Origin of the sequence: Streptomyces sp. NBC_01717 (assembly GCF_036248255.1) — a bacterium.
GTDB lineage: Bacteria > Actinomycetota > Actinomycetes > Streptomycetales > Streptomycetaceae > Streptomyces.
This window is the reverse complement of the sequence record NZ_CP109178.1, coordinates 4,234,654-4,259,901: the sequence shown is the minus strand read 5'-3', so window position 1 is coordinate 4,259,901 and position 25,248 is coordinate 4,234,654. Positions and strand designations below refer to the sequence as shown.

Here is a 25,248-nt window from a genome sequence, read left to right as displayed (position 1 = left end):
GGGACCCGCCATGGTGAACGTGTTCCGCAGCGAGTACGCAGACGTCCAGCCGCTCGACCTCCCCATCCATGACGCGGTCCTCGGACAGGCCGCCGGCACCTACGGCGACACGGTCGCCCTGATCGACGGCACCGACGACACCACCACGCTCACCTACCGGCAGCTCGACACATTCCACCGCCGGATCGCGGCGGCGCTCGCCGCCACCGGGGTCCGGAAGGGCGACGTCGTCGCCCTGCACAGCCCCAACACCCTCGCCTACCCGACCGTGTTCTTCGGAGCCACCCGGGCGGGCGCCACCGTCACCACCGTGCACCCCCTCGCCACGGCGGAGGAGTTCGCCAAACAGCTCCGCGACTCCTCCGCCCGCTGGATCGTCACCGTCTCCCCGCTCCTCGAGACCGCCCGCCGTGCCGCCGAACTCGTCGGCGGCATAGAGGAGATATTCGTCTGCGACCGGGCCGACGGACACACCTCCGTACTCGACATGCTGGGCTCCACCGCCCCCGAACCGCAGATCACCATCGACCCGGCCGAGGACATCGCCGCACTGCCGTACTCCTCCGGCACCACCGGCACACCCAAGGGCGTCATGCTCACCCACCGCTCCATGGCCACCAACCTGGAGCAGCTGCGGCCGTTCATCCCGATGAACCCCGGCCACCGGATCCTCGCCGTCCTCCCGTTCTTCCACATCTACGGGCTGACCGCCCTGATGAACGCCCCGCTGCGGCTCGGCGCCACCGTCGTCGTCCTGCCGCGCTTCGACCTCGTCCAGTTCCTCACCGCGATCGAGAAGCACCGGATCAGCGGACTGTACGTGGCTCCGCCGATCGTCCTGGCCCTCGCCAAACACCCGGTCGTCTCCCAGTACGACCTGTCCTCGCTGGAGTACATCGTCAGCGCCGCCGCCCCGCTCGACGCAGGACTCGCCGCCGCCTGCTCCCGGCGCCTCGGACTGCCACCGGTACGGCAGGCGTACGGCATGACGGAACTCTCGCCCGGCACCCACGTCGTCCCGCTCGCCGCCGAGAACCCGCCGCCCGGCGCCGTCGGGAAACTCCTGCCGGGCACCGAGATGCGGATCGTCTCCCTCGACGACCCGGACCGCGACGCCGGCATCGACACCGACGGCGAGGTACTCATCCGCGGCCCGCAGGTGATGAAGGGCTACCTCGGCCGGCCCGAGGCCACCGCCGACATGATCGACGCCGACGGATGGGTGCACACCGGCGACATCGGCCGCGTCGACGCCGACGGCTGGCTCCACGTCGTCGACCGGGTCAAGGAACTCATCAAGTACAAGGGCTACCAGGTCGCCCCCGCCGAACTCGAAGCCCTGCTGCTCGGCCACCCGTCGATCGCGGACGCCGCCGTCATCGGGGTGTACGACACCGACGGCAACGAAGTCCCCAAGGCATATCTGGTCCGGCAGGCCGGAGTCGCCCCCGACGACCTCACCGCCGACGACGTCATGGCGTACGTCGCCGAGCGCGTCGCCCCGTACAAGAAGATCCGGCGGGCCGAATTCATCGGCGCCGTACCCCGCGCCACCTCCGGAAAGATCCTCCGGCGCGAACTGCGCGACCGGGAAAACACCGACGAAGAAGCCATCGAGAAGGCGGCAGAAGCATGAAACTGGTCCGCACCGGCCGAGAACGTGGCATCGCCACCGTACGGATGGACTCGCAGACGAACCGCAACGCACTCTCCGCGCGGCTCGTCGCCGAACTCCGCGAAACCCTCGCCCGATACGGCGAGGACGACACCGTACGGGCCGTGGTCCTCACCCACACGGGCAACACGTTCTGCGCCGGCGCGGACCTCGGCGCACCCCCCGACCCGGAAGCGTTCGTCGCCCTGATGCGGGAGATCGTCACCCTGCCCAAACCCGTGGTGGCCCGCGTCGACGGACACGTCCGGGCGGGCGGACTCGGACTCCTCGCCGCCTGCGACATCTCCGCCGCCGGACCCGCCTCCACCTTCGCCCTCACCGAATCCCGGCTCGGCCTCGCCCCCGCCGTGATCTCCCTGCCCCTGTTGCCCCGCACCGACCCACGCGCCGCCGCCCGCTACTACCTCACCGGAGAACGCTTCGACGCGACCGAAGCCGCCCGGATCTCCCTGATCACCCTCGCCGCCCACGACGTGGACAAGGCGCTCATACCCGTACTCGACGGACTGCGCCGAGCCTCACCACAGGGGCTGGCAGCGTCGAAGGAGCTGGTCACAGCTACTGTGCGGGAAAGTTTCGACCAGCACGCCGAAGACCTCATCGCCCGCTCGGCAGCACTCTTCGCCTCCACCGAGGCACGGGAAGGGATGACGGCCTTCCACGAACGACGGGACCCCGCATGGGTGTTGTGACGCCCCCCACCGACAGGACCCCCAAGCAGGACCGCAGCCGCGCCACCCGCCGACGGCTGCTCGAAGCCGCGGTCGCCTGCCTCGCCGAACACGGCTGGGCAGGCTCCACGGTCTCCGTCGTCGCCGAACGCGCAGGCGTATCGCGCGGCGCCGCCCAGCACCACTTCCCCACCCGCGAGGACCTGTTCACCGCAGCCGTCGAATACGTCGCCGAAGAACGCTCCGCCGCCCTGCGCACCCTGCCCGTCCAAGGCCGCACAGCCGTCGTCGCCGCCCTCGTCGACCTCTACACAGGACCGCTGTTCCGCGCCGCACTCCAGCTCTGGGTCGCCGCCTCCAACGAGGCGTCACTGCACCCCCGCGTCAGCGAACTCGAAGCCCGCGTCGGCCGCGAGACCCACCGCATCGCCGTCGAACTCCTGAAGGCCGACGAATCCCGGCCCGGCACCCGCGAAACCGTCCAGGGCCTCCTCGACATGGCCCGCGGCCTCGGCCTGGCCAACGTACTGACCGACGACACCGCCAGGCGCCGGAGGGTCGTGGCACAGTGGGCGGCACTGGTGGACGACGCACTCGACTGACCTTGGGGGACCTGTGGGTGACCACTTCCAGACGATCGTCGACCTCGACGCCACCGAGCAGAACGCCGCACAACTCGGCGCCGGGCTCCTCGACTGGCTGATCGCCGACGGAATCGTCAGCCCCGAGCGCACCGACTGCGTCCTCGACGGAGACGGCTACGGCAACGCACCTGGTCCGAACCACGCCAAGGCCGTCGACGACCCGGAACCGGTCGAGCTGTGGAGCAACGGTCTCCACGTTGCAACCGGACGCACCGTCTTCGACAGCGGCCAGGGCGACGCGGGAGCTGCCACCTGCCCGCTCTGCGCCACCGAGATCCGCCTCGTCGACGACACCTGGTGCCCCGTCGACACCGCCTGGGCCCCGTTCGCGGGCCGGCTCGGCGCCTGGGCGGATGGCGGCGAAGGCGCCGTGGAGTGCCCCTCCTGCCGCCGGCCCTCCGGCATCGACCGCTGGAGCTGGGAGGACAACTACTACGCCTGCGGGCAGCTCGGCCTCACCTTCTGGAACTGGGCGGAGCTGACCTACGGCTTCGAACAGGAGGTGCGGCGCCGCCTCGGCGGACACCGCACCATCACTCTCCGCGGCAAGCTCTAGGCGGACGCCGGGCTTGCGCAGCACCGGGACCGTCAGTTGCCCAGATCCGTGATCTGCTCGTACCCCTCGATCGCCCGCGGATCACGCGGCCCCGGCCCGACATACCTCGCCGACGGCCGCACCAGCCGGCCCGTCCGCTTCTGCTCCAGAATGTGCGCCGACCAGCCCGCCGTACGCGCACACGTGAACATCGACGTGAACATGTGCGCCGGAACCTCCGCGAAGTCCAGCATGATCGCCGCCCAGAACTCCACGTTCGTCGCCAGCACCCGGTCCGGACGCCGCGCGTGCAACTCCTCCAGCGCCGCCTTCTCCAGCGCCTCCGCGACCTCGAACCGCGGCGCGCCCAACTCCTTCGCCGTACGCCGCAGCACCCGCGCCCGCGGGTCCTCCGCCCGGTACACCCGGTGCCCGAAGCCCATCAGCCGCTCACCCTTGTCCAGGGCCTTCTTCACATACGCGGTCGCGTCACCGGTCCGCTCGATCTCCTCGATCATCCCGAGGACCCGGGACGGCGCCCCGCCGTGCAGCGGCCCCGACATCGCACCCACCGCACCCGACAGCGCCGCCGCCACATCGGCTCCCGTCGACGCGATGACCCGCGCGGTGAACGTGGAGGCGTTCATGCCGTGCTCGGCGGCCGACGTCCAGTACGCGTCGACGGCCTTCACATGCTTCGGATCCGGCTCCCCGCGCCAACGGATCATGAACCGCTCGACGACGGACTGCGCCTTGTCGATCTCGCTCTGCGGAACCATCGGCAGCCCCTGCCCGCGCGCCGACTGCGCGACGTACGACAGCGCCATCACGGCGGCCCGCGCCAGATCGTTGCGCGCGGTCTCCTCGTCGATGTCGAGCAGCGGCTTCAGACCCCACACCGGCGCGAGCATCGCCAGCGCGGACTGCACATCGACCCGGATGTCACCCGAGTGGACCGGGATCGGGAACGGCTCGGCGGGCGGCAGACCGGGGTTGAACGCCCCGTCGACCAGCAGACCCCACACGTTCCCGAACGACACATGACCCACGAGATCCTCGATGTCGACCCCGCGGTAGCGGAGCGAACCGCCCTCCTTGTCGGGTTCGGCGATCTCCGTCTCGAACGCGATGACTCCCTCGAGCCCGGGTACGAAGTCGGACATCATGCGGCTCCCTCGAATCGGCGGCTGTACGGAGGCCACACTGGCCTGCCCCAAGATATTGGCGGGTTCCCACGACGCGGGGAAGCGTGACATCCCGCACAGCCCCCGGCATTACCGATGCGAGGTTGACACCCCTCCTCGCCGGGCAAACTGGGCCGCTGCGGCAGGATGACCCCGTGCCCACCGCAGATTCCCCTTCCGATGCCGCCACCGATCCGGCCGCGATGCGCGAGCAGTACCGCTCCGAGGCCTTCACCGAGGACACGCTCGCCACCGACCCCATGCATCAGTTCGCCCACTGGTTCCGGCAGATCGCCGCAGGTGGAATGGTCTATGAGCCGAACGCCATGGTGGTCTCCACCGCCACCCCCGACGGCCGCCCGTCCTCCCGCACGGTGCTGCTGAAGAAGTACGACGCCCGGGGTTTCGTCTTCTTCACCAACTACAACTCCCGCAAGGGCCGCGAACTGGACGCCAACCCGTACGTCTCGCTGCTCTTCCCCTGGCACCCGCTGGCCCGCCAGGTCGTCGTCACCGGCAGCGCGGCCCGCATCGCCCGCGAGGAGACGGTCGCCTACTTCCGCACCCGCCCCCACGGCTCCCAGTTGGGCGCCTGGGCGAGCGAACAGTCGGCCGTGATCGACTCCCGCCAGGAGCTCATCGACCGGTACGAGGAACTGGCGGCCCGCTACCCCGAGGGCGAACGCATCCCCGCACCCCCGCAGTGGGGCGGCTTCCGCGTCGTACCGGAGACCATCGAGTTCTGGCAGGGCCACGAGAACCGGCTGCACGACCGGCTGCGGTACGTACGCGAGGGCGACGGCTGGCGCGTCGAGCGCCTGTGCCCGTAGCAAGCCCCTCCGCGCATGCAGAAACCCGCAGGCTCTGGTTCCTCCTTGCGGAGGAGCCGGCCGGACTTACCGGCGAGCCTGCGGGTCGGTGACTGCTTGGGATTGGCCGATGACCGGCCTGCACTGCAAAGAGCGCGACAACGGGCGTCAGCCCGCAGTCACCTCACGAGTCCGAGAAGAAATCACTTCCGGAACACCTCCTTTCTTCGCTGGCAGCAGCCTAGGAACCCTCGGCGAATGTCTCAACCCATTTATTCGGTGACTTCCTGCCGGTAGCTGTACGCGTATCCGTCGGCACGCTGCAGTAGCCGAAGGTTCCTGTGGGACACGGTGCAGCGGCCCACCGGCGTGCTGAGGCTGTGTTTCCCGGAGGCGCGGACGGAGATGCGCCCGGTCCAAGTGCCTGCCCACCTGCCCTTGGGCATGGCGGCGTGGACGAAGTCGCCGGCGCCGGGAACGGGGCGGATTTCCTGGAAGTCGATGTGTGCTGGGTCACGTTCGAGTTCAATGGTCTGACGTGCGGCAATGGCGGACACGTCCTGCAGGGGGTCCGGGATGAGCGCTTCCACGAGCAGTGGGACCACTGATGCCCTCGGCCCCGACCCGATCCCCGGGTCGGAGCTGCTTGCGGCGTTGCTCGACGGGATGGACGCGGCGCTCTGTGCGTTCGGCGCGGACGGCACGATCACGCACTGGAACCGTGAGGCGGAGCGGATTCTCGGCTGGTCGGCCGAGGAGGCCGTGGGGCGGCCCGGGTTCGCGGGGTGGGCGGTGCGCAGTGCGGACGTGGGTGAGGTGCAGGGGCGGCTGATGGCGGCCATGGATGCGCCGGGGCGTCAGGTGCATGAGTTCGCTCTGCTGCGCAAGGACGGCGGGCGGGTGCTCGTGCGGATGCAGTCCGCCGGGGTCCGGGGTGCGGACGGGAAGCCGGCCGGGGTGTACTGCGCGTTCAGCGAGGTGCATGCGCAGATCGATCTGGAGCGGTCGATCGCGCTGAGTGAGGCGCTGTTCGAGGACGCGTCGTGGGGTGTGGTCCTCGTCGATGTGGATCTGCGGCCGACGGTCGTCAACGCGTGTGCGGCGCGGGCGCTGGGCGGTGGGCGTACGACGCTGCTGGGGCGTCCGCTCGCCGAGTTGGTCGTACAGGGGGTGGAGGAGCTCGAGGGTGCGCTGCAGCATGTCCTGGCCGAGGGGCAGCCGCCCGCGCCCACCGAGCTGTGGGTGACGCTGCGGTCGGCGGACGGGGACCGGCGGCGCTGCTGGCGCAGCGGGTTTCTGCAGCTGGCGTCGCCGCTCGCGGAGGAGCCGGTGCCGTTGGGGGTCGGCTGGTTGTTCCAGGATGTGACGGCGGAGAAGCTGGCGGCGCAGGAGGCGGACCGGGTGCGGTTCCGGTCGAATCAGCTGTACCGGGCGTGCCGGTCGGCGGCCGAGTGCGAGGACCCGATGGAGGCGGCGACGTCGTATCTGGATTTCGCGTTGGCGGGTTTCGCCGACCATGTGCTGATCGATGTGCTGGTGGGGGAGCGGCTGGTGCGGGCGGCGGCGACGCCGGCCGATGCCCCGGGTCCGTGTCTGCCGGTGGCCGGCGGCGGCCTTCCTCTGCGGTATGCGCCGGGGCATCCGGCGCTGCAGGCGGTGGACCGGACGGGTTCGGTGCGGTCGAGTGCCGGTCCGGGTGTGGAGGCTTGGGCAGATGAGCGTCAGTGGCCGAAGGGTTCGGTGCACGCGTTGTGCGCTGTGATGCGCAGCCGGGGTCGGACGCTGGGTGTGGTGACGTTCCTGCGGGCGGCCCATCGCACGGCCTTCGAGCGCCCGGACGCGGCGTATGCGGAGAGCGTTGCGGTCCGGGTGGCGGGCGCGGTGGACCTGGCTCAGGTACTGGGCGGCTGAGCCAGGCCCGACCAGGGGTGAAATCGCCCACGACGGGTCTGCCGGCCGGTCTCTACCCGGCTCGGTGGGCGTCGCGGGTCCCACTGGCGGAGGCGCTCCGGCGCTGAGCGCGGGTGCGTGTACCGGGTGCTGGTGCGTGCCGGGTGCCCGCTCGCATCGGCCGAGGGTGCGTGCCGGGCGCGGCGCCGGTTCCGCTACTGCCGGTAGAAGATCCGGTCCGCGTACTCCGTCATCACGCGGCCGTTCCACTCGTGCCCGCCGTCGACGTTCCCGGACCGCAGCAGCGGCGGCTCGATCCCCCGCTCCACCAGCCGCTCCGCGGCCGCCGCCATCATCGCTTGCATCAGCGCGCTGGTGACCACCGTCGAGGCGGGCGCGAACGGCGCCTCGATGCCTTCCGCGGTCAGCTCCGCGTCTCCGATCGCGATCTTGCTGTCGAGGACGATGTCGCAGTGGTCCCGCAGGAATCCGCCGGAGCTGTGCCGCGACCGTGTCGCGTCCGCGTATGCCACCGAGGTGACGCCGACGACGGTCAGTCCGAGCGCGCGGGCGTCCCGTGCCATCTCGACAGGCAGCGCGTTGCGCCCGGAGAGCGAGATGATCACGAGCAGGTCGCCGGCGCGCGCCGGGCTGGAGTCCAGTACGGCACCGGCCAGACCGTCGACCCGCTCCAGCGCCGAGCCGAGCGTCGCGGGCATCACGTCGACGCCGAGCGTGCCGGGCACGGCGAGAAGGTTCATCAGGGCCAGACCGCCGGCCCGGTAGACGACGTCCTGGGCGGCGAGCGACGAGTGGCCGGCGCCGAACGCGAAGAGCCGGCCGCCGGCCGCGACGGTGTCGGCGATCGCGGTCCCGGCGGCCGCGATGTTGCCGGACTCCTCGTCGCGTACGCGCTCCAGCAGGCCGATCGCTGCGTCGAGGAACTGACCGGCCAGCTTGCTGTCGCTCATCGAGGAGGCCCTTTCGGCGGGGTGGGTGACCGTGGGGTGTCCGTGCCGCGGATCACGTTGCGGTCTGGACCAGTGACCTGTCAATACCGCCCGGGTCCGCACGCGCGGTCCAGGGTTCGGTCGGCGCGGCACGGTTGTCGGAGGTATGCGTCAGAATTGGCTGAGGGCCAGCGCATGGCGTTGACGGCGTTTTTCATGTCACAGCATCGAGGGGCACGAATGTCCGGACTGATCGACACAACGGAGATGTATCTCCGCACCATCCTCGAACTCGAAGAGGAAGGCGTCGTCCCCATGCGCGCCCGGATCGCGGAACGGCTGGACCAGAGCGGTCCGACGGTCAGCCAGACGGTGGCGCGCATGGAGCGCGACGGGCTGGTGCAGGTCGCGGGCGACCGGCATCTGGAGCTGACGGAGGAGGGCCGCCGGCTGGCGACGCGGGTGATGCGCAAGCACCGGCTCGCCGAGTGCCTGCTCGTCGACGTGATCGGCCTGGAGTGGGAGCAGGTGCACGCCGAGGCCTGCCGCTGGGAGCACGTGATGAGCGAGGCCGTGGAGCGCCGGGTGCTGGAGCTGCTGCGGCACCCGACGGAGTCTCCGTACGGGAATCCGATCCCGGGCCTGGAGGAGCTGGGCGAGAAGGCCGAGGCCGACCCGTTCCTGAACGCGGACATGGTCAGCCTGTCGGAGCTCGACCCGGGAGCCGAGGGCAAGACCGTGGTGGTGCGGCGGATCGGTGAGCCGATCCAGACGGACGCCCAGCTGATGTACACGTTGCGGCGGGCGGGTGTGCAGCCCGGCTCCGTGGTCAGCGTGACCCAGTCGCCCGGCGGGGTGCTGGTCGGCAGCAGTGGCGAGGCGGCGGAGCTGGACGCCGAGGTCGCTTCGCACGTCTTCGTCGCCAAGCGCTGACCGGGATACTGAAGCGTAACGTCCGCTTTCCGTTTTTCCGTCCGGAATTGCAGCGCTCGGGCGGATCGCGTGCCAGGCTGTGGCTGAGGCATACCTGAGAGTGGCGGTCGCCTGGCCGCGCGGTCGGGGAGGGAGCAGGAGATGCGCCCGTCGTACTGGCATGTGCACCAGAAGGTGACTGTCACGAGCCCGGCCGCCTCGACGACTGCGCCCGGGTGGCCGGCTCCGCCCGCACGCGCTCCGGCGCCCGCAGGCCCGGTCGCCCCGGCCGACCGCACTCCGGCGCGGAGCGTCCCGCACGCCCCCCTGGCATGGGAGGGCCCCGGCGCCGCGCGGCGCCGGGGCCTGTCCTCCCCTGTTCCGACCTGGAGCCCCGAGCTCTCAAGGTCGGTCCCCGCGGGCCCTCATCCCCGAGTGGTCCGCCTCCCGAAGAAGATCTCCCCGCCGGGGCCGACGTCAATCCTTGGGGGCTGTCACTCGAACGAGGGGTGTTGCGAGCCGGAACCCGTTGTTCGAATAAAGGTTCGATAGTCTGGCGTGACGCGACCGCACGGTGAGCGAGCGGTGATCGAGGACCAGAAGGGGGTGCCAGGACATATGGTGCGGCGCATCGATGTGACGGGATCCGACGGCGTACGCCTCGCGGCCTGGGAGTTCGCCGACCCGCCCAAAGGGCGTACGGAAGGCGAGCGCGCCCCCGGGGTCTTACTGCTCCATGGACTGATGGGCCGGGCCTCCCACTGGGCCCCCACCACCCGCTGGCTCGCCGAGCGGCACCGGGCCGTGGGCCTCGACCAGCGGGGGCACGGCCGCAGCGAGAAGCCGGCCGAAGGCCCGTACACGCGGGACGCGTACGTCGCCGACGCCGAGGAGGCGATCGAACAGCTCGGCCTGGGCCCCGCCACCGTCGTCGGCCACTCGATGGGCGCCCTCACCGCCTGGCAGCTCGCCGCGAAGCGCCCCGATCTCGTCCGGGCCCTGATCATCTGCGACATGCGGGCCTCCGCGCTCGGCGCCGCCTCGCAGCGGGAGTGGGAGGACTGGTTCAAGTCCTGGCCGCTGCCGTTCGCGACGCTCTCCGACGTACGGAAGTGGTTCGGCGAGGACGACCCCTGGGTGGAGCGGCCGAACCCGTCCCGCGGCGAGTTCTTCGCCGAGGTGATGGCCGAGCGGGCCGACGGCTGGCGGCCGGTCTTCTCCCGCCGCCAGATGCTCCAGTCCCGCGCGACCTGGGTCCACGACGCGCACTGGGAGGAGCTGGCGCAGGTCCGGTGCCCGACGCTGGTGGTCCGTGGCCTGGACGGCGAACTGGGCCGGGCGGAGGCCCAGGAGATGGTCCGCGTACTGCCGCGCGGGCAGTACGCGGAGGTGGCGGACGCCGGTCATCTCGTCCACTACGACCAGCCGGAGGGCTGGCGGGCGGCGGTCGAGCCGTTCCTCGAACAGTTCGCCGAGGACCCCCAGGACGACCGCGAGCCCGTCTCCTCGTAACGACAGCCGCGCCCCCGGCCGGACCCGCTCAGGTCACCCCTTGCTGACCGCCGCCAGGATCTCCGGAAGCCGGTTCGCCGTGCGGGGAGCCGCCAGCCGCAGCCCCGCCCAGGCGATCAGCGTCCCGTACACGCCACCCACCGGCACCAGCAGCCACAACCAGTCCTCCGCATCGGCGAGATGCAGCCAGATCGTCGCCACGATCACCGGCGCGCACAGTACCGCCGCCGAGACCATGCCGCCGAAGATCGAGATCCAGGCGAGCCCGGCCTGCCCCGGTGCCACGTTCTTGAACGCGCCGTCCTGCGGGATCGAGTACGGGAAGTTGGCCGACGCCACCGCGCCCGTCGCCAGCATCGCGCCCAGCAGGGCGAAGGAGAGACCCGTGACGCCCGGCAGCGCCGCCCAGTCCCCGAGCACCGCCGCCGTCACGACGGTCACCAGGATCGTGTACGGGAGGGTGATCACCAGCAGTGCCAGCGCCCGCGCCCGCAGTTCGAGGTAGGCGTCCCGGGTGGAGGAGATCGTCAGCGCCACTATCCAGAACGCGGAGGTGTCCTGCCCGAACTGGTTGTACATCTGGATGCCGAGCATCCCGGCGGCGAAACACGCGAAGTAGACCGAGCCGGTGCCCTGCACCGCGTTGAGCAGCGGCACGATCAGACCGATGGCGAGCGCCGTCACCCAGGCCGCCTTGGTCTTCGGGTCCCGTGCGACGTACCGCAGACTCCGCCGCATCACCGTCCCCGTGCGCCCCTCGGGCAGCAGCGTGGAGATCCGGGAGCCGGCCGTCGCGGACTTCTCGCGGGTCGGTTCCGCGGCGGCGAGCGTCGAACCGTCCGGGGCGGTCATGAGCTTCACCAGACTCCGCTGCCACAGCCACAGCAGCGCGCCCAATGCCGCGAAGGAGAGCAGCAGTTGCAGCACGGCCCGGCCGTACGACCCCTGGGCCGCGGAGTCCACCGCACCGATCGCCGAGGCCGGCGGCAGCCAGCGCACCACGTCCGCGGCCGGGTCGAGCGCGGACAGCCCGCCGGCCCGGCCGAGTCGCTGCGCACCGAAGTTGACGACCTGGATGCCGACGGCGATCACCAGCCCGCTGAGCACCGCCAGATCGCGGCCCTTACGGGAGGTCAGCAGCCGGGTGTTGGCCGTGGCGACGGCCCGGGCCAGCGCCACGCACACCAGCAGGGTCAGCGGCGCGGCCACCACCGCGAACACCACGGCCGCCGCCCCCTCCGCCACCGCGAACGCCGAACCGACCGCCAGGCAGAGCGTGAACAGCGGCCCGATGCCGATCAGGGACGCCATCAGCAGCGCCCCGATCAGAGGGCGCGGCCGCAGCGGCAGCATCACCAGCCGGCTCGGGTCGAGGGTTTCGTCGCCGCTGGGGAAGAACAGCGGCATCACCGCCCAGCCGAGCGCCAGCACCGCCGTGAGCAGCACCACGAGCGAGCCTGCGTGGGCGTTGCCGCGCAGCGCGATCAGCCCGATGACCTGGCCGGCGGCGATCAGCAGGGTGACGACGACGGACGAGATGTAGGCGGCCCGTCGACCCGACGACTGCCGCAGCCCGTTGCGCAGCAGTGTCAGCTTGAGCCGTACGAAGACGGAGACGAGTCCTTCACCGCCCCGGCCGTCCGAGGGGCGGGGGGCGGGGATGACGGGGGTGTCGAGCACGCTCATCGGGTGCCGCCCAGCCAGTCGAGGGACTCGCCGGTGTCCCGGCCGCCCGCACCGACGAGTTCGAGGAACGCGTTCTGCAGCGACGACGCCGAGCCGCGCACCTCGGAGAGGGTGCCCTGGGCCCGGATCGTGCCGTTCGCCATGACGGCCACCCAGTCGCACAGCGACTCGACGAGCTCCATCACATGGCTGGAGAAGACGACGGTCGCCCCGGAGCCGGTGTACCGCTCCAGCACCCTGCGGATGGTCTGTGCCGAGACGGGGTCGACGCCCTCGAACGGCTCGTCGAGGAAGAGCACTTCGGGGTTGTGCAGCAGAGCCGCCGCGAGCCCGATCTTCTTCCGCATGCCGGTCGAGTAGTCGACGACCAGCTTGTGCTGGGCGCCCGCCAGATCCAGTACGTCCAGGAGCTGGGTGGCACGCTTGTCGACCTCGGCGCCCGGCAGCCCGCGCAATCGGCCGGTGTACGCGAGGAGTTCGCGTCCCGAGAGGCGTTCGAAGAGCCGCAGCCCCTCCGGCAGGACGCCGATCCTGGCCTTGACGTCCACCGGGTCGCGCCAGACGTCGCGCCCGCCGACCTCGATCGTCCCGTGGTCGGGGCGGAGCAGGCCGGTGACCATCGACAGAGTGGTGGTCTTTCCCGCGCCGTTGGGCCCGACCAGACCGATGAACTTCCCTGCGGGCAGCTCCAGATCGATCCCGGCGACGGCGGTCTGCTCGCCGAACCGCTTCCAGAGGCCCTGCACGCGAACGGCGGGCGGCGCCGTCACCGCCCCGCTCGCTTCCGCTTCCGTCCGGTCCGACATGGTGCACTGCCTTTCGGTGTCCCCGTATGTGGTGGACAGCCTACGAAAGGCGTGCGCGCGCGGTGGCTGCTTCCCGCCCGCAGGCGTACGCGAGCGGGCTGATGACCTCCGCCGCGTCCGGCAACCACCGGTTTGCGGGGGTGGGGCGGCGCGCCCACTGCACCGCACCGCGCCCGCCGACCCGGGTCGGCGGCGCCGCCACGTAGTCGCCGTCGCCGCGGCCGGACAGATCGATCGCGGCGGCGCTCCAGCCCAGCTTCCGTACGAGGTCGTCCACCTTGGCCGCCGCCCCGGGCAGTACGAAGAAGAGCATCCGGCGGTCGGGGGTGCAGGTGACGGGGCCGAGCGGCAGGTTCATCCGCTCCATCCGGGCCAGCGCGAGGAAACCGGCCGACTCCGGTACGTCGATCGCGTCGAAGGTGCGCCCGGTGGGCAACAGGACCGATGCCGTGGGGTACTCGGACCACATCCGGCGGGCCGCGGCGCCGCTGCCGGTCGACCGGCCCGCCCAGTCGGGCCGGTTGGGGTGGGCGCCGGGAGAGGCGCAGCCGGCCTCTCCGCACGAGCATCGCTCCGCCCCTCCCACCGCCTCGAGCCAGGTGCCGGGGAACACGTCCCAGTGCCGCTCTTCCGTGTACCGCACGGCGGCGTCGAGCAGTTGTTCTCCTCGCTGCTTGGGGATCTGTGCGGCTTCCATGACTTTGATGGGCTCTTCCACGAACACCTCAACTGCCGCAACCACCTGGGGTTACGGGCGTGGTGAACGCGGCCACGGTGCACCGATCCCGCATATGGGGCGCATGGATGCATGGACGGGGGCGCGCATGAGGCGGTGCGTGGATGGGCGGGTAGCCATTGGGGGGAATCCGGAACAGTTCGCCCAAGACGAATACGTACCAAGAACGCACAACGCCACGATGAGTACGCGAACACCCTGAACAACGTGAAACGACCAACACGATGTATGTGTGCATTTCTTGTGCAATTGCCGGGCAGTGATCTCCCCATCGATCACTGCGGCCTCAGGGGGAAAACATGGCAGCCAGGCCTCTCGTCGCCCGCCAGCCGAACGAACGGCTCCAGGGACTCATTCAGGAAGCCGGATGCTCCAACGCGGGCCTGGCCCGCCGCGTCAACATGGTCGGAGCGGAGCGCGGCCTCGATCTCCGGTACGACAAGACCTCCGTGGCCCGCTGGCTGCGCGGACAGCAACCCCGCGGCCGGGCACCGGGAATCATCGCCGAGGCGCTCGGCCGCAAGCTCGGCCGCACGGTCACGATCGATGAGACCGGGATGGCCAACGGCAAGAATCTGGCGTCCGGCGTCGGCCTGCAGTTCGCACCGACCGTGACCGGCGCCATCGAGCAGGTCTGCGAGCTGTGGCGCAGCGATGTGGGCCGCCGTGACTTCCTGTCCGGTTCGGCGGTCGTGTCGTCGGCGCTGGTCGAGCCCAGCCGGGACTGGTTGATCACCGCCGCCGACCCGCAGGTGGCGCGGGCCGCCGGGGCCCGGGTCGGGATGTCGGACGTCGAGGCGGTGCGGGCGATGACGGCCGCGCTGGTCGACCTCGACCACCGGTTCGGCAGCGGGCACGTCCGGCCGGTGCTGGTGCACTACCTGAACAGCGTGGTCTCCGGGCTGCTCGCGGGGGCGTACCGCGAAACGGTCGGGCGGCAGCTGTTCGCGGCCGTCGCCCGGCTCACCGAACTCGCCGGTTACATGGCGGTCGACACGGGGCAGCCCGGGCTCGCCCAGCGGTACTACATCCAGGCGCTGCGGCTGGCGCAGGCCGCGGGCGACCGGGCGTACGGCGGCTATGTACTGGCCGCTTCGATGAGTCATCTCGCCGCCCAGCTCGGCAACCCACGGGAGATCGCGCAGCTGGCGCGGGCCGCGCAGGAGGGGGCGCGGGGGCGGGTCACCCCGCGCGCCGAGGCGATGTTCTACGCGGCGGAGGCCCGCGGGCATGCCCTGCTCGGTGACGTCCGCACCTGCCAGCAGGTGACGGGCCGGGCGTTGACGGCCCTGGAGCAAGCCGATCCCGACACGGGCGACGACCCGGCGTGGATCGCCCACTTCGACCACGCCTATCTGGCCGACGAGCTGGCGCACTGCCACCGCGACCTCGGCCAGGCCGAGGCGGCCGTCCGCCGGGCGACGGAGTCCCTGGAGGGCCACCCGGAGTCCCGGGCCCGCCGCCGCGGCATCGGCCTGGTGCTGCTCGCGACGGCGCAGGTGCAGCTGCGCGAGGTCGAGCAGGCGTGTCATACGGGAATGCAGGCGATGGAGCTGCTGGGGACGGTGCGGTCCAGCCGGGGCACGGAGTATCTGGACGATCTGCAGCAGAGGCTCGTGCCGTACGGGGACGAGCCGGCGGTACGGGAGTTCGGGGCGCGACTCGAACTCCAGGCGGCCTGACCGGGGCGCCCGTTAACTGCGCCGTGAGGGCGCTGTGTGTTACTGCCCCGGTGAAGCGGCGGTGAGCGACAACGGGCGCTTGGCAAAGGGTGGCAGCCACCCGATAGCGTGGGCCGACGATTCCGTAGGTTTACACGTAGGAGTCCCGGTGACGCAGAGCGGACAGGGTGACGAGCAGCTCCCTGCTGTACGGCCCACGCACGAAGGTGTCGTGCTGCCCGCAGGTGGCGGAGAGCCCTGGATACCGGGCGGAGCGGCCGACCAGGCCGCTCCGGCGGGTGGGCAGCCGTGGGGCCAGCCCTGGGGGCCTCAGGCGTCACAGGGACAGTACGGCCACGGCCAGTACGACCAGCAGGGCCAGTACGACCAGCACGGCCAGCACCAGCACGGCCAGCACCAGTACGGCCAGCAGGGCCAGGAGGGCCAGCAGGGCCAGTACGGCCAGGAGCCGTCGTACGGACAGCAGCCCCAGGGGCAGCCCCTGCCCCAGCCGTATGCGCAGCCGTTGCCCCCGGAGGTCGTGCCGGGCATGGGCGCGGGTGCGGACGCCGATGCCACGCAGTACATCGCCCCGGTGCCGGCCGGTCCCGCGCCGGGCGGTCTCCCACCCGAGAGCCCCGCGGAGGCCACCCAGTTCCTGGCCCACACCCAGCCGCCCGCACCGGCTTCCGACGCCGAGGCGACCCAGTACATGCCGCCGGTGCCCGGCGGCGCTCCGTACAGCATCAGACCCGGGACGCCCGGCGAGCGGCAGCCGCCCGCCGAGTTCGACAACCTGTTCCGCAGCGAGGAGCCCGCAGGCGCCACGCAGCAGATGCCCCGGTTCGACCCGGGGCAGGCCGCGCCGTACGGAGGCGCCCAGCAGCCGCCGTTCCAGCAGCCGCAGCAGCCGCAGCACAGCGAACCGCCGCAGGGGCGGGCCGGGCAGCGCAAGAAGCCGTCGCACGTCCCGCTGATCGCAGCGGTCGTCGTCGGCTGCGCGATCATCGGGCTCGGCGCGGGTGCGCTGATGAGCGGCGACGACAAGGGCAAGGACGACAAGCAGCCGGTGGCCGCAGCTAGCTCACCCGCCGCGCAGCCCTCCACGCAGGCGGCCGCCGACCCGGCGAAGCCGCAGGCCGAGGCTCTCGACAAGCTGCTGGCCGACAGCAACAACAGCCGTTCCGCCGTGATCGGGGCCGTCGCCAAGACCGGGTCATGCACGGACCTGGACCAGGCGGTCACGGATCTGCAGGGCGCCGCTCAGCAGCGCCGCGAGCTGGTGACACGGTTGCAGGGGCTGTCCGTGGACAAGCTTCCCGACCACGCGCAGCTGACCGAGGCGCTCACGAAGGCCTGGCAGGCATCGGCCTCCGCCGACGCCCACTACGCGGCGTGGGCGCGCCAGGCCAAGAACGGCAAGAAGGTGTGCAAGCACGGGAAGGCTCGTGCGACGTCCGAGAAGGCTCAGGCCGACCGGGCGAGCGGTGAGGCGAGCAAGGCGAAGCAGCAGGCGTCAGGGCTGTGGAACTCGATCGCGACGAAGTACGGGCTGACTCGGCGATCGTCGACCGATCTCTGATCCGTAGATCAGCCTCTCCGGCGTTCGAGGAGAGGGCCCGGGGGCGCAGCCCCCGGGTATGGGGCAGGGAGGCGGGCCTGTTCCCCGCCCCTCACCCCTTCGCGCTGGCGTCCGCCAACGTCTTCGTCACGTCCACGAATCCCTTGTTCTCCGCCACCAGCCGCCCCTTCCGCACCACCTGGAACGTCACCTTCCGGTTCACGATCCGCGGGTACGCCGACGACCCCAGCATGTCCTCGAACCGCCACCTCAGCACCGGCGTGAGCCCGCCGGTGTCCACCTTGGCGCCCCGGTTCAGGGCAACCGTGAGCTTGCCCGCGGTGATCTCCGGCTCGTCGATCGCCGCGACGATCTCCTTCAGCACCGTGTACGCGATCCATGTCGTCTGGACGCCCGTGTCGTCCGGGTCGATCCGGTTGTCGCCGAAGGCGTGCTTCCGGATCACCTCGCGCATCTCGTCCCAGCGGGCGTCCCCCGCGTCCGGGTACCAACCGGCGACGTACGCCCCCTCGAAGGGACTCTCCCGGCCGCCGGTGCGGTCGATCAGCGGCTGGTCGACACTGCCGAGCACGGAGGAGATCCGTACGTCCCCGTACGACGGTTCGAGCCGGCGGAAGGAGTCGAAGAACGTCTCCGTGCGGTCCCCGAGCACCGCCGTCACACACCCGTCGGCCGTTCCGGCCCCCTGCAGCGCCTGACCGGCCGCCTCGTCGTACGACGTCGCCGCCTCCGCGGCCCGGACGTCCGTCGCAGCCGGCCGTTGCGCTTCCTTGAGGCCGGTGTTGAGCAGCCACGCCTGGTTATCGCCGCCCAGCGTGTCGGGCCGCACCACGGAGACCCGCTCGCAACCGCGGGCGAGCTGCTTGGCGTTGCCCGCGAGGAGCGCCGGCTGACCGCCGTTGACCGGGTACGAGTCGTAGCTGCTGAACTCCTCCTCGGAGGCGCCGTAGCCGCCGATGTACGGGATCCCGGCGACCTCGAGCGGCGCCATGAAGGCCTGTCCGTGCCGGCTGTACGAGCCGACGACCGCGACCGCCTTCTCCTTGACCGCCTGCCGGGCGCAGTTCCCCGCTCCGACCGGGGTGTCGCCCTCGTTGCATGTGACGACGAGCAGCTTGTGGCCGTCGATCCCACCGTTGTTGTTCACCCAGCGCGCGTACGCCCGCGCCATCGCGGTCATGCCGGCCATGTTCGCCGTATCGGGGCCGGTGGAGCCGTTGGGGGCCCAGGTCATGACGGTGACGGGCTCCCTGGAGTCCCCCGGGGCCCCAGGCAGCACGCCACAGCCGGTCATCAGCAAGGCCCCGACCGCCGCCGTACATGTGAGGAGTTTGTAGGGACGGGGGGAGGTGAGGCGTCGCCATCCGGTCATGGGCATGAACATTTCCGCGCTCCGGGTAACGCAGATGTGTGCTTCGCTCAACCCTCGGTGACATCCAGGTGAATTACAGGGGCCGATGCATGCCCGGCGGCAGGGAACGTACGATCGACAACCGTGCAGCAAGGTTCGGAGAACACTTCCCGTCGCGGCCGTCGCTCCTCCACCATGGGCGGCATGCCGCTCAATGACGTTCCCTGGTGGCGCTGGCGCAGCAACGTGCGCTCGGCGCTGCACATGCTCTCCGACCCCGTCTTCCACCACGAGTGCTGGCTGGCCGGCCGGGAAGGGTACGGCGACATCACCGACGCCGTGTACCGCCTGGTCGAGGACACCTGGCTGGACAACTGGTCCGCCGAGAAATACGTCGGGACGGTCTTCCGTGACTCCGGCGAGGCCGCTCTCGTCGACGTCGCCGTGCTGCGGGTGCTGCGCATCATGCACCAGATCGGCGCGGATGCCCCGGTGTCCGCCTATCTGGAGCACCACGGCTGGCCGGAGGCCGTACGGGCCGCCCGCGAGGCCCATGTGCTGCTCGCCACGAACGACGGCGAGGACCCGGACGTTCCGCCGCGTTCATTGGACGTGCTCCGCATCATGACCAGGACCGCCTGAACCGTGGTCGGTGTGGCACGCTACGGACATGACCGCGCCGCAGCCTGCTGAGACCACCCCCGAGCAGTACGTCCTCATCCTCTCGTGCCCGGACAGACAGGGCATCGTGCACGCCGTGTCGAGCTATCTCTTCATGACCGGCTGCAACATCGAGGACAGCCAGCAGTTCGGTGACCACGACACGGGTCTCTTCTTCATGCGCGTCCACTTCTCGGCGTACGCCCCGGTGACCGTGGAGAAGCTGCGGGCCAGCTTCGCCGCCGTCGGGGACTCGTTCCGGATGGAGTGGCAGATCCACCGGCCGTCGGAGCGCATGCGGGTCGTGCTGATGGTCAGCAAGTTCGGCCACTGCCTCAATGATCTTCTCTTCCGCGCCAGTATCGGGGCGCTGCCGGTCGAGATCGCGGCCGTCGTCTCCAACCACACGGACTTCGCCGAGCTCGTCGCCTCGTACGACATCCCCTTCCGGCACATCCCGGTCACCAAGGACAACAAGGCGGAGGCGGAGGCGCAGCTGCTGGAGCTGGTGCGCGCGGAGAACGTCGAGCTGGTCGTCCTCGCCCGCTACATGCAGGTCCTCTCGGACGATCTCTGCAAGCAGCTCAGCGGCCGGATCATCAACATCCACCACTCCTTCCTGCCCAGCTTCAAGGGCGCGAAGCCGTACCACCAGGCGCACGCCCGCGGGGTGAAGCTGATCGGTGCGACGGCGCACTATGTGACCGCCGACCTCGACGAGGGGCCGATCATCGAGCAGGAGGTCGAGCGGGTCGGGCACGGCGTGACGCCGGACGAGCTGGTCGCGATCGGACGCGATGTGGAGTGCCAGGCGCTGGCCCGCGCGGTGAAGTGGCACGCGGAGCGCCGCATTCTGCTCAACGGCCGACGCACGGTGATCTTCGCGTAGCGCGGCCGGTGGTACGGCTCAGAGGCGGCTGAGGGACGCCGCGGCGAACAGGACGTCGCGGATCGCCTCGCGGTCGCCCTCCTGCCCGGCCGCCGCCTCGACGGGCGACACATGGCCCGCGACCAGCTGGCAGAACTCGGCGCCGTCCAGCGCCACCTGCGCGACCGCGTGGGCGGGTGAGCCGAGGGCGGCCGGGGAGTCCAGCGCGATGTACCAGTCGCCGCCGCCCGAGCCCTCGATCTCCAGATGGAGCGAACGGCCCGGCGAACCGGCCGTCACCAGATGGCGGGCGGGCCCCGCGAGCCCGGCCCGGCGGCGTCCGGCGAGGGCGGCCGGGAGGAGCCGCGCGGCCAGGTCGATCATCCGGTGGAGATGGGCGGCCGACGGGGCCTCGTACGGATAGTCCACCGCGTCCGCGATGTCGCCGCCGTGCACCCAGCACTCGAAGGCCCGGTCCAGCATGGAGTCCTGCAGCGGAAGGGCGAAGTCCCCGTACGAGACGGAGAGCTCGGCGACCCCGCGGCCGGCGAAGGACACCGTGCGGATGAGGGCGTGGCTCTGCTCGCGCCAGGGCTCGCGGACGGCCCGGGTGGGCGGGCGCCGGGCGGCCGACCAGTAGGCCTCGGTGCGCGCGCCGGGGGAGAGCGGGACGCGGCCCGGGGCGGCGTCGCTCCCGCCCCGTTCGCCGGCGGCGTTGCCGAGCGGATCGTCCAGGCCGAGGGCCGTGCTGACCAGTCCGTCGACGGTCATGAGATGGCCGATCACGCCGGCGACCGTCGTCTTCCGGTTGACCGCCCGCTCACGCTCGAACCACTTCAGCCGAACCGGCGCGTGCCATTCCGAGCCGCCGATGTCCCGGAGCAGCGCATCGAGCCGGGCGGTCTCAGCGTCATACGGAGCGGCCCAGTCCGGCACCGGGATCTTGGCCGGGCGGCGGCTCAGACAGGCGTCGAGCACCCGGGAGCGCAGCATCGGATCGAGGTCCAGGCTGCCGTCGCTGTGCAGCAGGCCGACCGCGTCGCGCAGCCGCAGCGCCTCGTCCGCACAGGCGGCGCACCCGGTGAGGTGCGCCTCGACGGCTTCGGTCTCCTCGGCGGAACAGGCGGCGAGGGCCCACGCGCCGAGGAGGGACTTGAGGACGCGGTGGGGGAGCACCAGCGCAGGCGAGGTCGCCAGGGCAGGCGGTGTCGGGGGTCCCATGGCCGTCGTACGTCCCGTGGGCTCCATCGGTCCCGTCGGCACCGCCGGCACCGCCGGTCCATCCGTGGGCTCCGGTTCCGCTTCAGGCTCCGCTCCCGGCTCCGGTTCCCTCTGCTGTGCGGATTCCGTGCGCGGGGCGGGCAGCGGTACGGCGTCGAGGTCGAAGTCGTCCGCGGCGGCCCGCGGTCCCGGTATGCGCCGTGCGCCCTGCGCCTCGTCGTCGCGCCCGTCCGCGTCGTCGTTCGCGCTCACAGGGCCCGTCCGTATCCGGGTGGCGAGGACCCTTCGAGTGGACGGGTGTTGGCGGTGGAGAGCAGCTGCAGTCCGAGCCGCAGGCGACGGCGGGCCTCGTCCTCGGTCACCCCGAGGTCGGCCGCGGTCTGCCGGTAGTCCCTGCGCTGGATGTACGCGAGCTCCAGCGCGGCCCGCAGCGGTGCGGGCATGGAGGCGACGATGTAGTCGGCGCGGGCCGCGGCCGTGGCGCGCCGCACCCGCTCCTCCAGCTCCTCCCGGGCCACGGCCTCTTCCGCACCGCCGGTCCCGCCGCCGTCGTCGGTCCCGTCCTCGTATCCCTGTGCGAACGCGGACGGCGCCGTCCCGCGCAGCCGCCGCACGGACTGGCGGTGGGTGAGCCGGGCCACCCAGGACCGCATCGAGCCCTGCTTGGGGTCGTACGCGTCGGGGTTCTCCCACACGTAACCGAAGACTTCGCGGGTCACCAGGTCGGCGGCCGATTCGTCGTCGAGCATCCGGTGGGCCTGGCTGTGCACGAGCGAGGCGAAACGGTCGTAGAGCTCGCCGAGGGCTGCCGCCTCGCCGCGTGCCAGCCGTTGCTGCATCTTGCGGTCCCAGCGGGGTGGTGTGTCTTTCGCCATAGGACCCCCAGCCCTGTACCCCTCGTCACGTCGAATGTAGTCGGCCGTACTGACCATGCACGTCTCTTTGCGGCAAGTACGCCCACTGTGAACGCCCTGGATGGTAGGGAATGCGGCGTCGAGGGTGTTGGAATCGGACCTGAAGTGATCATTTCTGCCTGAAACCAACTGTGTCTTCCTCGGCGGGTCGGTGTTTCATGGGCGTGCGGCGGGGCAGCCGCGAGGAGGAACGGATACTTCCGGATCTCTGGGATCCCTGGAACGAGAGGCCGAGTTGCGTGACTCTGCAAGTGGCCGAGACCGAGCAGGGCCCATGGACCGTACTGCGCATATACGGCGAGCTGGATCTGGTGACGTCCCCGGTCGTCCGCCAGAGCATCCACGACGCGGTCGCCTTCGGGCGGCACGATGTGGTGCTCGACCTCTCCGAGGTGCTGTTCTGCGATTCCAGCGGCGTCGGCGTGCTGGTCGCCGCCCGCCGCCTGATGCGCTCCTGTGGTGGCCGGCTGCGACTGATCCTGCCCGCCCGGGGCGCCGAGGAGGGCTCCCACGTCAACCGGGTGCTGGCCGCCCTCGGCGTACGCCGGCTGTTCGAGGTCTACCCCGACCGGGACGCGGCTGTCGACGAAGAGGCCCAGCCGCTCTCGGCCTGAAACGTGTCCGCCACCCGGCGTTAAGACCAGGTTGTAACACCGGTGGCGCGCGTAAGTGACACGTGACGCCGTTCGGCGTCGTACGCTCCCCGCATGGACAGCGCAGAGTACGAGCGCAAGATCGCTTTCCGGTTCGCCGCCTTCGACCAGGACGGCAACGGATACATCGATCGCGCCGATTTCAATGCCGCCGCGGCCCGTCTGCTCGCAGAATTCGGTACGACGGCCCGCTCCGACAAGGGCCAGGCGCTCTACACGGGGGCGGAGGCCTTCTGGCAGGGCATGGCGGGCATCGCAGACGTCGACGGGGACCAGCGCGTCACCCGTGAGGAGTTCGTGGGCGGGGCCGTGAAACGGCTGCGCGACAACCCCGAGCGCTTCGCGGAGATCGCCCGCCCGTTCCTCCGCGGGGCGATCGCCGTGGCCGACAACGACGACAACGGCGCGGCCTCGGTGCAGGCCGTGGAGCGTGCGCTGAAGGTGCTCGGTGCGAGTGCCGAATCGGCGAGCCTGGCGGCACGGAGCCTGGATGCGGACCATGATGGCCGGATCGCCGAGGAGGACGCGGTGGCCGCGTTCGCCGTCTACTTCACGGTGATCGAACCGGACGCGTAGGGCTTTTCCTTCGGATCGGTCCGCAGCGCGTTACCGACCGGGCCGGGTGCGTGGCCTCCTCGCCGGGGCCCCACCCGGCCCCACCCGTGTGTCCGTGGGCGCGTGTCCCGGCGGTCCATGGGTGTGCCCCGTGTGCGCGTATCAGGAGAACCGCTCGCGCAGCTTGTACTTGAGCACCTTGCGCAACGTCTCGTTGCGCGGCAGCGCGTCCACCACCTCCAGCTGCTCCGGCAGCTTGTGCACCGCGAGCCCCGCCGTGCGCAGATACCCGGCGAGCTCCGCCAGTGTCAGCGTCCCGGCCCCGGCCGGCTGCTCGACGACCGCGCAGACGCGTTCCCCGCGTTCCATGTCCGGCAGGCCGATCACGGCCGCGTCGGCCACGCCGGGGTGGCGGTGGAGGAGGTCCTCGATCTCCTTGGCGGAGATGTTCTCGCCCTTGCGGATGATGACGTCCTTGAGCCGGCCGGTGAGGACCAGATGGCCGCTCCTCCGGAGATGGCCGACATCACCGGTGATGAGGAAGCCGTCCCCGTCGAAGGCGTCCCGTGTCGCGGCCGCGTCCAGATAGCCCTGGCAGACGGCCTCCCCACGCAGCCGTACCTCGCCGTCCGTGCCGTACGGCAGTGGCTTGCCGTCCTCGTCGGTGATCCGTATCTCCATGCCCTCGGGCGGCCGGCCCTCCGTCTCGGCGAGGTGCTCCACCGTGTCGTCCGGGGCGCCCATGGTGATCATGGGGACCTCGGTCATGCCGTAGCCGTGGGTGAGCTGGACGCCCATCTCCCGTACGACCGCGTGGTAGATCTCCGGCGGCTTCGGCGCCCCGCCGCCCGCCAGCAGCCGCAGGGTGGGGACCACCCTGGCGGTGGGGTCCTTGCGCTGTTCGGTCAGGAACATCGAGTAGAACGCGGTCGAGCCGCCCGCAACCGTCACTTCGTGGCGCCGGTAGGCGTCCAGTGCACCGGGCATGGCGAACTGCTCGAAGAGGACCGCCGGGAAGCCGTAGAGCAGCAGCATCACGGTGTAGTCGGGCCCGGCGATATGGGCGAACGGGAACGCCATCGAGCCGATGTCGTCGGCCGACAGGTGCAGCGCGTGGGCCAGGCACGAGCCGCCCGCGATCAGGCTGCGGTCGGTGTGCAGGACGCCCTTCGGATCGGAGGTCGTCCCCGACGTCCAGTAGATCCAGCGCACCGCAGTGCCGTCGGTGGGCGGTGCGGGCAGTACCGCCGGGTCGGCGTCCGGCAGCTGGTCGTACGCCTCGAATATCAGCGGTGGACGGTCCAGCTCCGCGGCCAGCCGGTGCGCCATCGCCGTGTGGTCGAAGCCGCGCCAGGTGCCGGGTACGGCGAAGAAGCCGGCCTTCGACTCGCGCAGCGCGAACCCCACCTCACGATCCCGGTAGAACGGGATGACGGGTGTCTGGACGGCCCCGATCCGGGTGAGGGCGAAGGAGAGCAGCGCCGTTTCGAGGCGGGTCGGCAGCTGCCAGGCGACCACACTGCCGGGACGCACCCCCAGCCCGTACAGCCCGGCCGCGACCCGCTCGCAGCGCTCGCGCAGCTCGCCGAAGGTGAGGGAGCGGTCGTCCTGGACGAGGACGGGACGGTCCGGGGTCAGCGCGGCGCGGCGCTCGATGAGCTCCCAGAAGGTGGCCGATGCGCCCAGGGCGTGTGCGGTCTCGTTCACTGCGTTCCCCGCTCCCTCGTAACTGACGGGTAGTCAGATCGTGCGGAGAGCGTAGAGCGCTGCGCC

At 71.1% G+C, this 25,248-nt stretch carries 24 protein-coding genes; 14 read left to right on the top strand and 10 right to left on the bottom strand.

The window, feature by feature from the left end:
• Positions 1-10 precede the first annotated feature (10 nt).
• From OHB49_RS19235 to OHB49_RS19220, 4 genes are read left to right on the top strand one after another with little or no spacing between them, the layout of a single operon-like run.
• Positions 11-1,636: a 4-coumarate--CoA ligase family protein gene (locus OHB49_RS19235; protein ID WP_329161756.1), complete on the top strand. Its 1,626-nt coding sequence runs from the start codon at positions 11-13 to the stop codon at positions 1,634-1,636.
• Positions 1,633-2,367, top strand: coding sequence for an enoyl-CoA hydratase family protein (locus tag OHB49_RS19230; protein WP_329161754.1), 735 nt, complete (start codon positions 1,633-1,635; stop codon positions 2,365-2,367). The genes OHB49_RS19235 and OHB49_RS19230 overlap by 4 nt, the downstream gene beginning before the upstream one ends.
• Positions 2,355-2,948 (top strand): TetR/AcrR family transcriptional regulator, encoded by a 594-nt coding sequence (locus OHB49_RS19225; RefSeq protein WP_329161751.1) that lies wholly within the window; start codon positions 2,355-2,357, stop codon positions 2,946-2,948. Before OHB49_RS19230 ends, OHB49_RS19225 begins: the two co-directional genes overlap by 13 nt.
• 13 nt (positions 2,949-2,961) lie before the next feature.
• On the top strand, positions 2,962-3,546 hold the full coding sequence (locus OHB49_RS19220; protein WP_329161749.1) for a hypothetical protein: 585 nt from the start codon (positions 2,962-2,964) through the stop codon (positions 3,544-3,546).
• A 32-nt stretch (positions 3,547-3,578) separates the two neighbouring features.
• Here the strand turns inward: OHB49_RS19220 and OHB49_RS19215 are convergent, their stop codons facing one another.
• Positions 3,579-4,688, bottom strand: coding sequence for a citrate synthase 2 (locus OHB49_RS19215; RefSeq protein ID WP_030975571.1), 1,110 nt, complete (start codon positions 4,686-4,688; stop codon positions 3,579-3,581).
• A gap of 224 nt (positions 4,689-4,912) precedes the next feature.
• Here OHB49_RS19215 and pdxH point away from each other — a divergent pair, with 224 nt between their 5' ends.
• On the top strand, positions 4,913-5,539 hold the full coding sequence (pdxH, locus tag OHB49_RS19210) for a pyridoxamine 5'-phosphate oxidase (RefSeq protein ID WP_329166543.1): 627 nt from the start codon (positions 4,913-4,915) through the stop codon (positions 5,537-5,539).
• Positions 5,540-5,790: 251 nt separating this feature from the next.
• On the opposite strand, the gene OHB49_RS19205 is transcribed toward pdxH, so the two are convergent.
• Positions 5,791-6,075, bottom strand: a complete 285-nt coding sequence (locus OHB49_RS19205) for a hypothetical protein (RefSeq protein WP_030975575.1) — start codon at positions 6,073-6,075, stop codon at positions 5,791-5,793.
• Between the two features lie 19 nt (positions 6,076-6,094).
• Here OHB49_RS19205 and OHB49_RS19200 point away from each other — a divergent pair, with 19 nt between their 5' ends.
• Positions 6,095-7,429, top strand: a complete 1,335-nt coding sequence (locus tag OHB49_RS19200; protein ID WP_329161745.1) for a PAS domain-containing protein — start codon at positions 6,095-6,097, stop codon at positions 7,427-7,429.
• A gap of 194 nt (positions 7,430-7,623) precedes the next feature.
• Here the strand turns inward: OHB49_RS19200 and OHB49_RS19195 are convergent, their stop codons facing one another.
• On the bottom strand, positions 7,624-8,379 hold the full coding sequence (locus tag OHB49_RS19195; protein ID WP_030975578.1) for an SIS domain-containing protein: 756 nt from the start codon (positions 8,377-8,379) through the stop codon (positions 7,624-7,626).
• Between the two features lie 219 nt (positions 8,380-8,598).
• On the opposite strand from OHB49_RS19195, the gene OHB49_RS19190 reads away from it, so the two are divergent.
• Together OHB49_RS19190 and OHB49_RS19185 are read left to right on the top strand one after the other, a co-directional pair.
• On the top strand, positions 8,599-9,291 hold the full coding sequence (locus OHB49_RS19190; RefSeq protein WP_030926443.1) for a metal-dependent transcriptional regulator: 693 nt from the start codon (positions 8,599-8,601) through the stop codon (positions 9,289-9,291).
• A 597-nt stretch (positions 9,292-9,888) separates the two neighbouring features.
• Positions 9,889-10,782, top strand: a complete 894-nt coding sequence (locus tag OHB49_RS19185; protein ID WP_030975580.1) for an alpha/beta fold hydrolase — start codon at positions 9,889-9,891, stop codon at positions 10,780-10,782.
• Positions 10,783-10,815: 33 nt separating this feature from the next.
• On the opposite strand, the gene OHB49_RS19180 is transcribed toward OHB49_RS19185, so the two are convergent.
• From OHB49_RS19180 to OHB49_RS19170, 3 genes are read right to left on the bottom strand one after another with little or no spacing between them, the layout of a single operon-like run.
• The gene (locus OHB49_RS19180; RefSeq protein ID WP_329161743.1) at positions 10,816-12,468 is read right to left on the bottom strand and encodes a transporter; all 1,653 of its coding nucleotides are present in this window, start codon (positions 12,466-12,468) and stop codon (positions 10,816-10,818) included.
• The gene (locus tag OHB49_RS19175; protein ID WP_030975583.1) at positions 12,465-13,274 is read right to left on the bottom strand and encodes an ABC transporter ATP-binding protein; all 810 of its coding nucleotides are present in this window, start codon (positions 13,272-13,274) and stop codon (positions 12,465-12,467) included. Before OHB49_RS19175 ends, OHB49_RS19180 begins: the two co-directional genes overlap by 4 nt.
• A 40-nt stretch (positions 13,275-13,314) precedes the next feature.
• Entirely contained in the window at positions 13,315-13,971 is a 657-nt protein-coding gene (locus OHB49_RS19170) for a bifunctional DNA primase/polymerase (protein ID WP_329166541.1), read from the bottom strand.
• A gap of 338 nt (positions 13,972-14,309) precedes the next feature.
• Between OHB49_RS19170 and OHB49_RS19165 the strand changes: the two genes are divergently transcribed.
• On the top strand, positions 14,310-15,692 hold the full coding sequence (locus OHB49_RS19165) for a hypothetical protein (RefSeq protein WP_030975587.1): 1,383 nt from the start codon (positions 14,310-14,312) through the stop codon (positions 15,690-15,692).
• Positions 15,693-15,840: 148 nt separating this feature from the next.
• Positions 15,841-17,253 carry a hypothetical protein gene (locus tag OHB49_RS19160; RefSeq protein WP_329161739.1) on the top strand — a complete coding sequence of 471 codons (1,413 nt, stop codon included), beginning with the start codon at positions 15,841-15,843 and terminating at the stop codon, positions 17,251-17,253.
• Between the two features lie 91 nt (positions 17,254-17,344).
• Here the strand turns inward: OHB49_RS19160 and OHB49_RS19155 are convergent, their stop codons facing one another.
• Entirely contained in the window at positions 17,345-18,625 is a 1,281-nt protein-coding gene (locus OHB49_RS19155; protein ID WP_030975590.1) for an ABC transporter substrate-binding protein, read from the bottom strand.
• A 174-nt stretch (positions 18,626-18,799) separates the two neighbouring features.
• Here OHB49_RS19155 and OHB49_RS19150 point away from each other — a divergent pair, with 174 nt between their 5' ends.
• Complete coding sequence (locus OHB49_RS19150; RefSeq protein ID WP_030975592.1) at positions 18,800-19,246, top strand: SCO4402 family protein; 447 nt, start codon at positions 18,800-18,802, stop codon at positions 19,244-19,246.
• Between the two features lie 28 nt (positions 19,247-19,274).
• Entirely contained in the window at positions 19,275-20,153 is an 879-nt protein-coding gene (purU, locus tag OHB49_RS19145) for a formyltetrahydrofolate deformylase (protein WP_030975594.1), read from the top strand.
• Between the two features lie 18 nt (positions 20,154-20,171).
• Here the strand turns inward: purU and OHB49_RS19140 are convergent, their stop codons facing one another.
• Positions 20,172-21,605 (bottom strand): maleylpyruvate isomerase N-terminal domain-containing protein, encoded by a 1,434-nt coding sequence (locus OHB49_RS19140; RefSeq protein ID WP_329161734.1) that lies wholly within the window; start codon positions 21,603-21,605, stop codon positions 20,172-20,174.
• Positions 21,602-22,228 carry an RNA polymerase sigma factor gene (locus OHB49_RS19135; protein WP_329161732.1) on the bottom strand — a complete coding sequence of 209 codons (627 nt, stop codon included), beginning with the start codon at positions 22,226-22,228 and terminating at the stop codon, positions 21,602-21,604. Before OHB49_RS19135 ends, OHB49_RS19140 begins: the two co-directional genes overlap by 4 nt.
• A 278-nt stretch (positions 22,229-22,506) precedes the next feature.
• Between OHB49_RS19135 and OHB49_RS19130 the strand changes: the two genes are divergently transcribed.
• Both OHB49_RS19130 and OHB49_RS19125 read left to right on the top strand, forming a co-directional pair.
• A complete protein-coding gene (locus OHB49_RS19130; RefSeq protein ID WP_030926424.1) occupies positions 22,507-22,881 on the top strand; it encodes an STAS domain-containing protein in 375 nt (124 codons plus the stop codon).
• Between the two features lie 93 nt (positions 22,882-22,974).
• On the top strand, positions 22,975-23,496 hold the full coding sequence (locus OHB49_RS19125) for an EF-hand domain-containing protein (RefSeq protein ID WP_329161727.1): 522 nt from the start codon (positions 22,975-22,977) through the stop codon (positions 23,494-23,496).
• 141 nt (positions 23,497-23,637) lie between these two features.
• Here OHB49_RS19125 and OHB49_RS19120 read toward each other — a convergent pair whose 3' ends face one another.
• Positions 23,638-25,182, bottom strand: coding sequence for a class I adenylate-forming enzyme family protein (locus OHB49_RS19120; protein ID WP_329161725.1), 1,545 nt, complete (start codon positions 25,180-25,182; stop codon positions 23,638-23,640).
• Between the last annotated feature and the right edge of the window lie 66 nt (positions 25,183-25,248).

What these genes read in the sequence shown, in the direction of transcription:
- OHB49_RS19190 (WP_030926443.1), top strand. Translation starts at nt 8,599, where the DNA reads ATGTCCGGACTGATCGACACAACGGAGATGTATCTCCGCACCATCCTC.
- OHB49_RS19175 (WP_030975583.1), bottom strand. Translation starts at nt 13,274, where the DNA reads ATGTCGGACCGGACGGAAGCGGAAGCGAGCGGGGCGGTGACGGCGCCG.
- OHB49_RS19180 (WP_329161743.1), bottom strand. Translation starts at nt 12,468, where the DNA reads ATGAGCGTGCTCGACACCCCCGTCATCCCCGCCCCCCGCCCCTCGGAC.
- OHB49_RS19150 (WP_030975592.1), top strand. Translation starts at nt 18,800, where the DNA reads ATGGGCGGCATGCCGCTCAATGACGTTCCCTGGTGGCGCTGGCGCAGC.
- OHB49_RS19170 (WP_329166541.1), bottom strand. Translation starts at nt 13,971, where the DNA reads ATGGAAGCCGCACAGATCCCCAAGCAGCGAGGAGAACAACTGCTCGAC.
- OHB49_RS19200 (WP_329161745.1), top strand. Translation starts at nt 6,095, where the DNA reads ATGAGCGCTTCCACGAGCAGTGGGACCACTGATGCCCTCGGCCCCGAC.
- OHB49_RS19185 (WP_030975580.1), top strand. Translation starts at nt 9,889, where the DNA reads ATGGTGCGGCGCATCGATGTGACGGGATCCGACGGCGTACGCCTCGCG.
- OHB49_RS19195 (WP_030975578.1), bottom strand. Translation starts at nt 8,379, where the DNA reads ATGAGCGACAGCAAGCTGGCCGGTCAGTTCCTCGACGCAGCGATCGGC.
- purU (WP_030975594.1), top strand. Translation starts at nt 19,275, where the DNA reads ATGACCGCGCCGCAGCCTGCTGAGACCACCCCCGAGCAGTACGTCCTC.
- pdxH (WP_329166543.1), top strand. Translation starts at nt 4,913, where the DNA reads ATGCGCGAGCAGTACCGCTCCGAGGCCTTCACCGAGGACACGCTCGCC.
- OHB49_RS19215 (WP_030975571.1), bottom strand. Translation starts at nt 4,688, where the DNA reads ATGTCCGACTTCGTACCCGGGCTCGAGGGAGTCATCGCGTTCGAGACG.
- OHB49_RS19155 (WP_030975590.1), bottom strand. Translation starts at nt 18,625, where the DNA reads ATGACCGGATGGCGACGCCTCACCTCCCCCCGTCCCTACAAACTCCTC.
- OHB49_RS19225 (WP_329161751.1), top strand. Translation starts at nt 2,355, where the DNA reads ATGGGTGTTGTGACGCCCCCCACCGACAGGACCCCCAAGCAGGACCGC.
- OHB49_RS19235 (WP_329161756.1), top strand. Translation starts at nt 11, where the DNA reads ATGGTGAACGTGTTCCGCAGCGAGTACGCAGACGTCCAGCCGCTCGAC.
- OHB49_RS19135 (WP_329161732.1), bottom strand. Translation starts at nt 22,228, where the DNA reads ATGGCGAAAGACACACCACCCCGCTGGGACCGCAAGATGCAGCAACGG.
- OHB49_RS19230 (WP_329161754.1), top strand. Translation starts at nt 1,633, where the DNA reads ATGAAACTGGTCCGCACCGGCCGAGAACGTGGCATCGCCACCGTACGG.
- OHB49_RS19125 (WP_329161727.1), top strand. Translation starts at nt 22,975, where the DNA reads ATGGACAGCGCAGAGTACGAGCGCAAGATCGCTTTCCGGTTCGCCGCC.
- OHB49_RS19165 (WP_030975587.1), top strand. Translation starts at nt 14,310, where the DNA reads ATGGCAGCCAGGCCTCTCGTCGCCCGCCAGCCGAACGAACGGCTCCAG.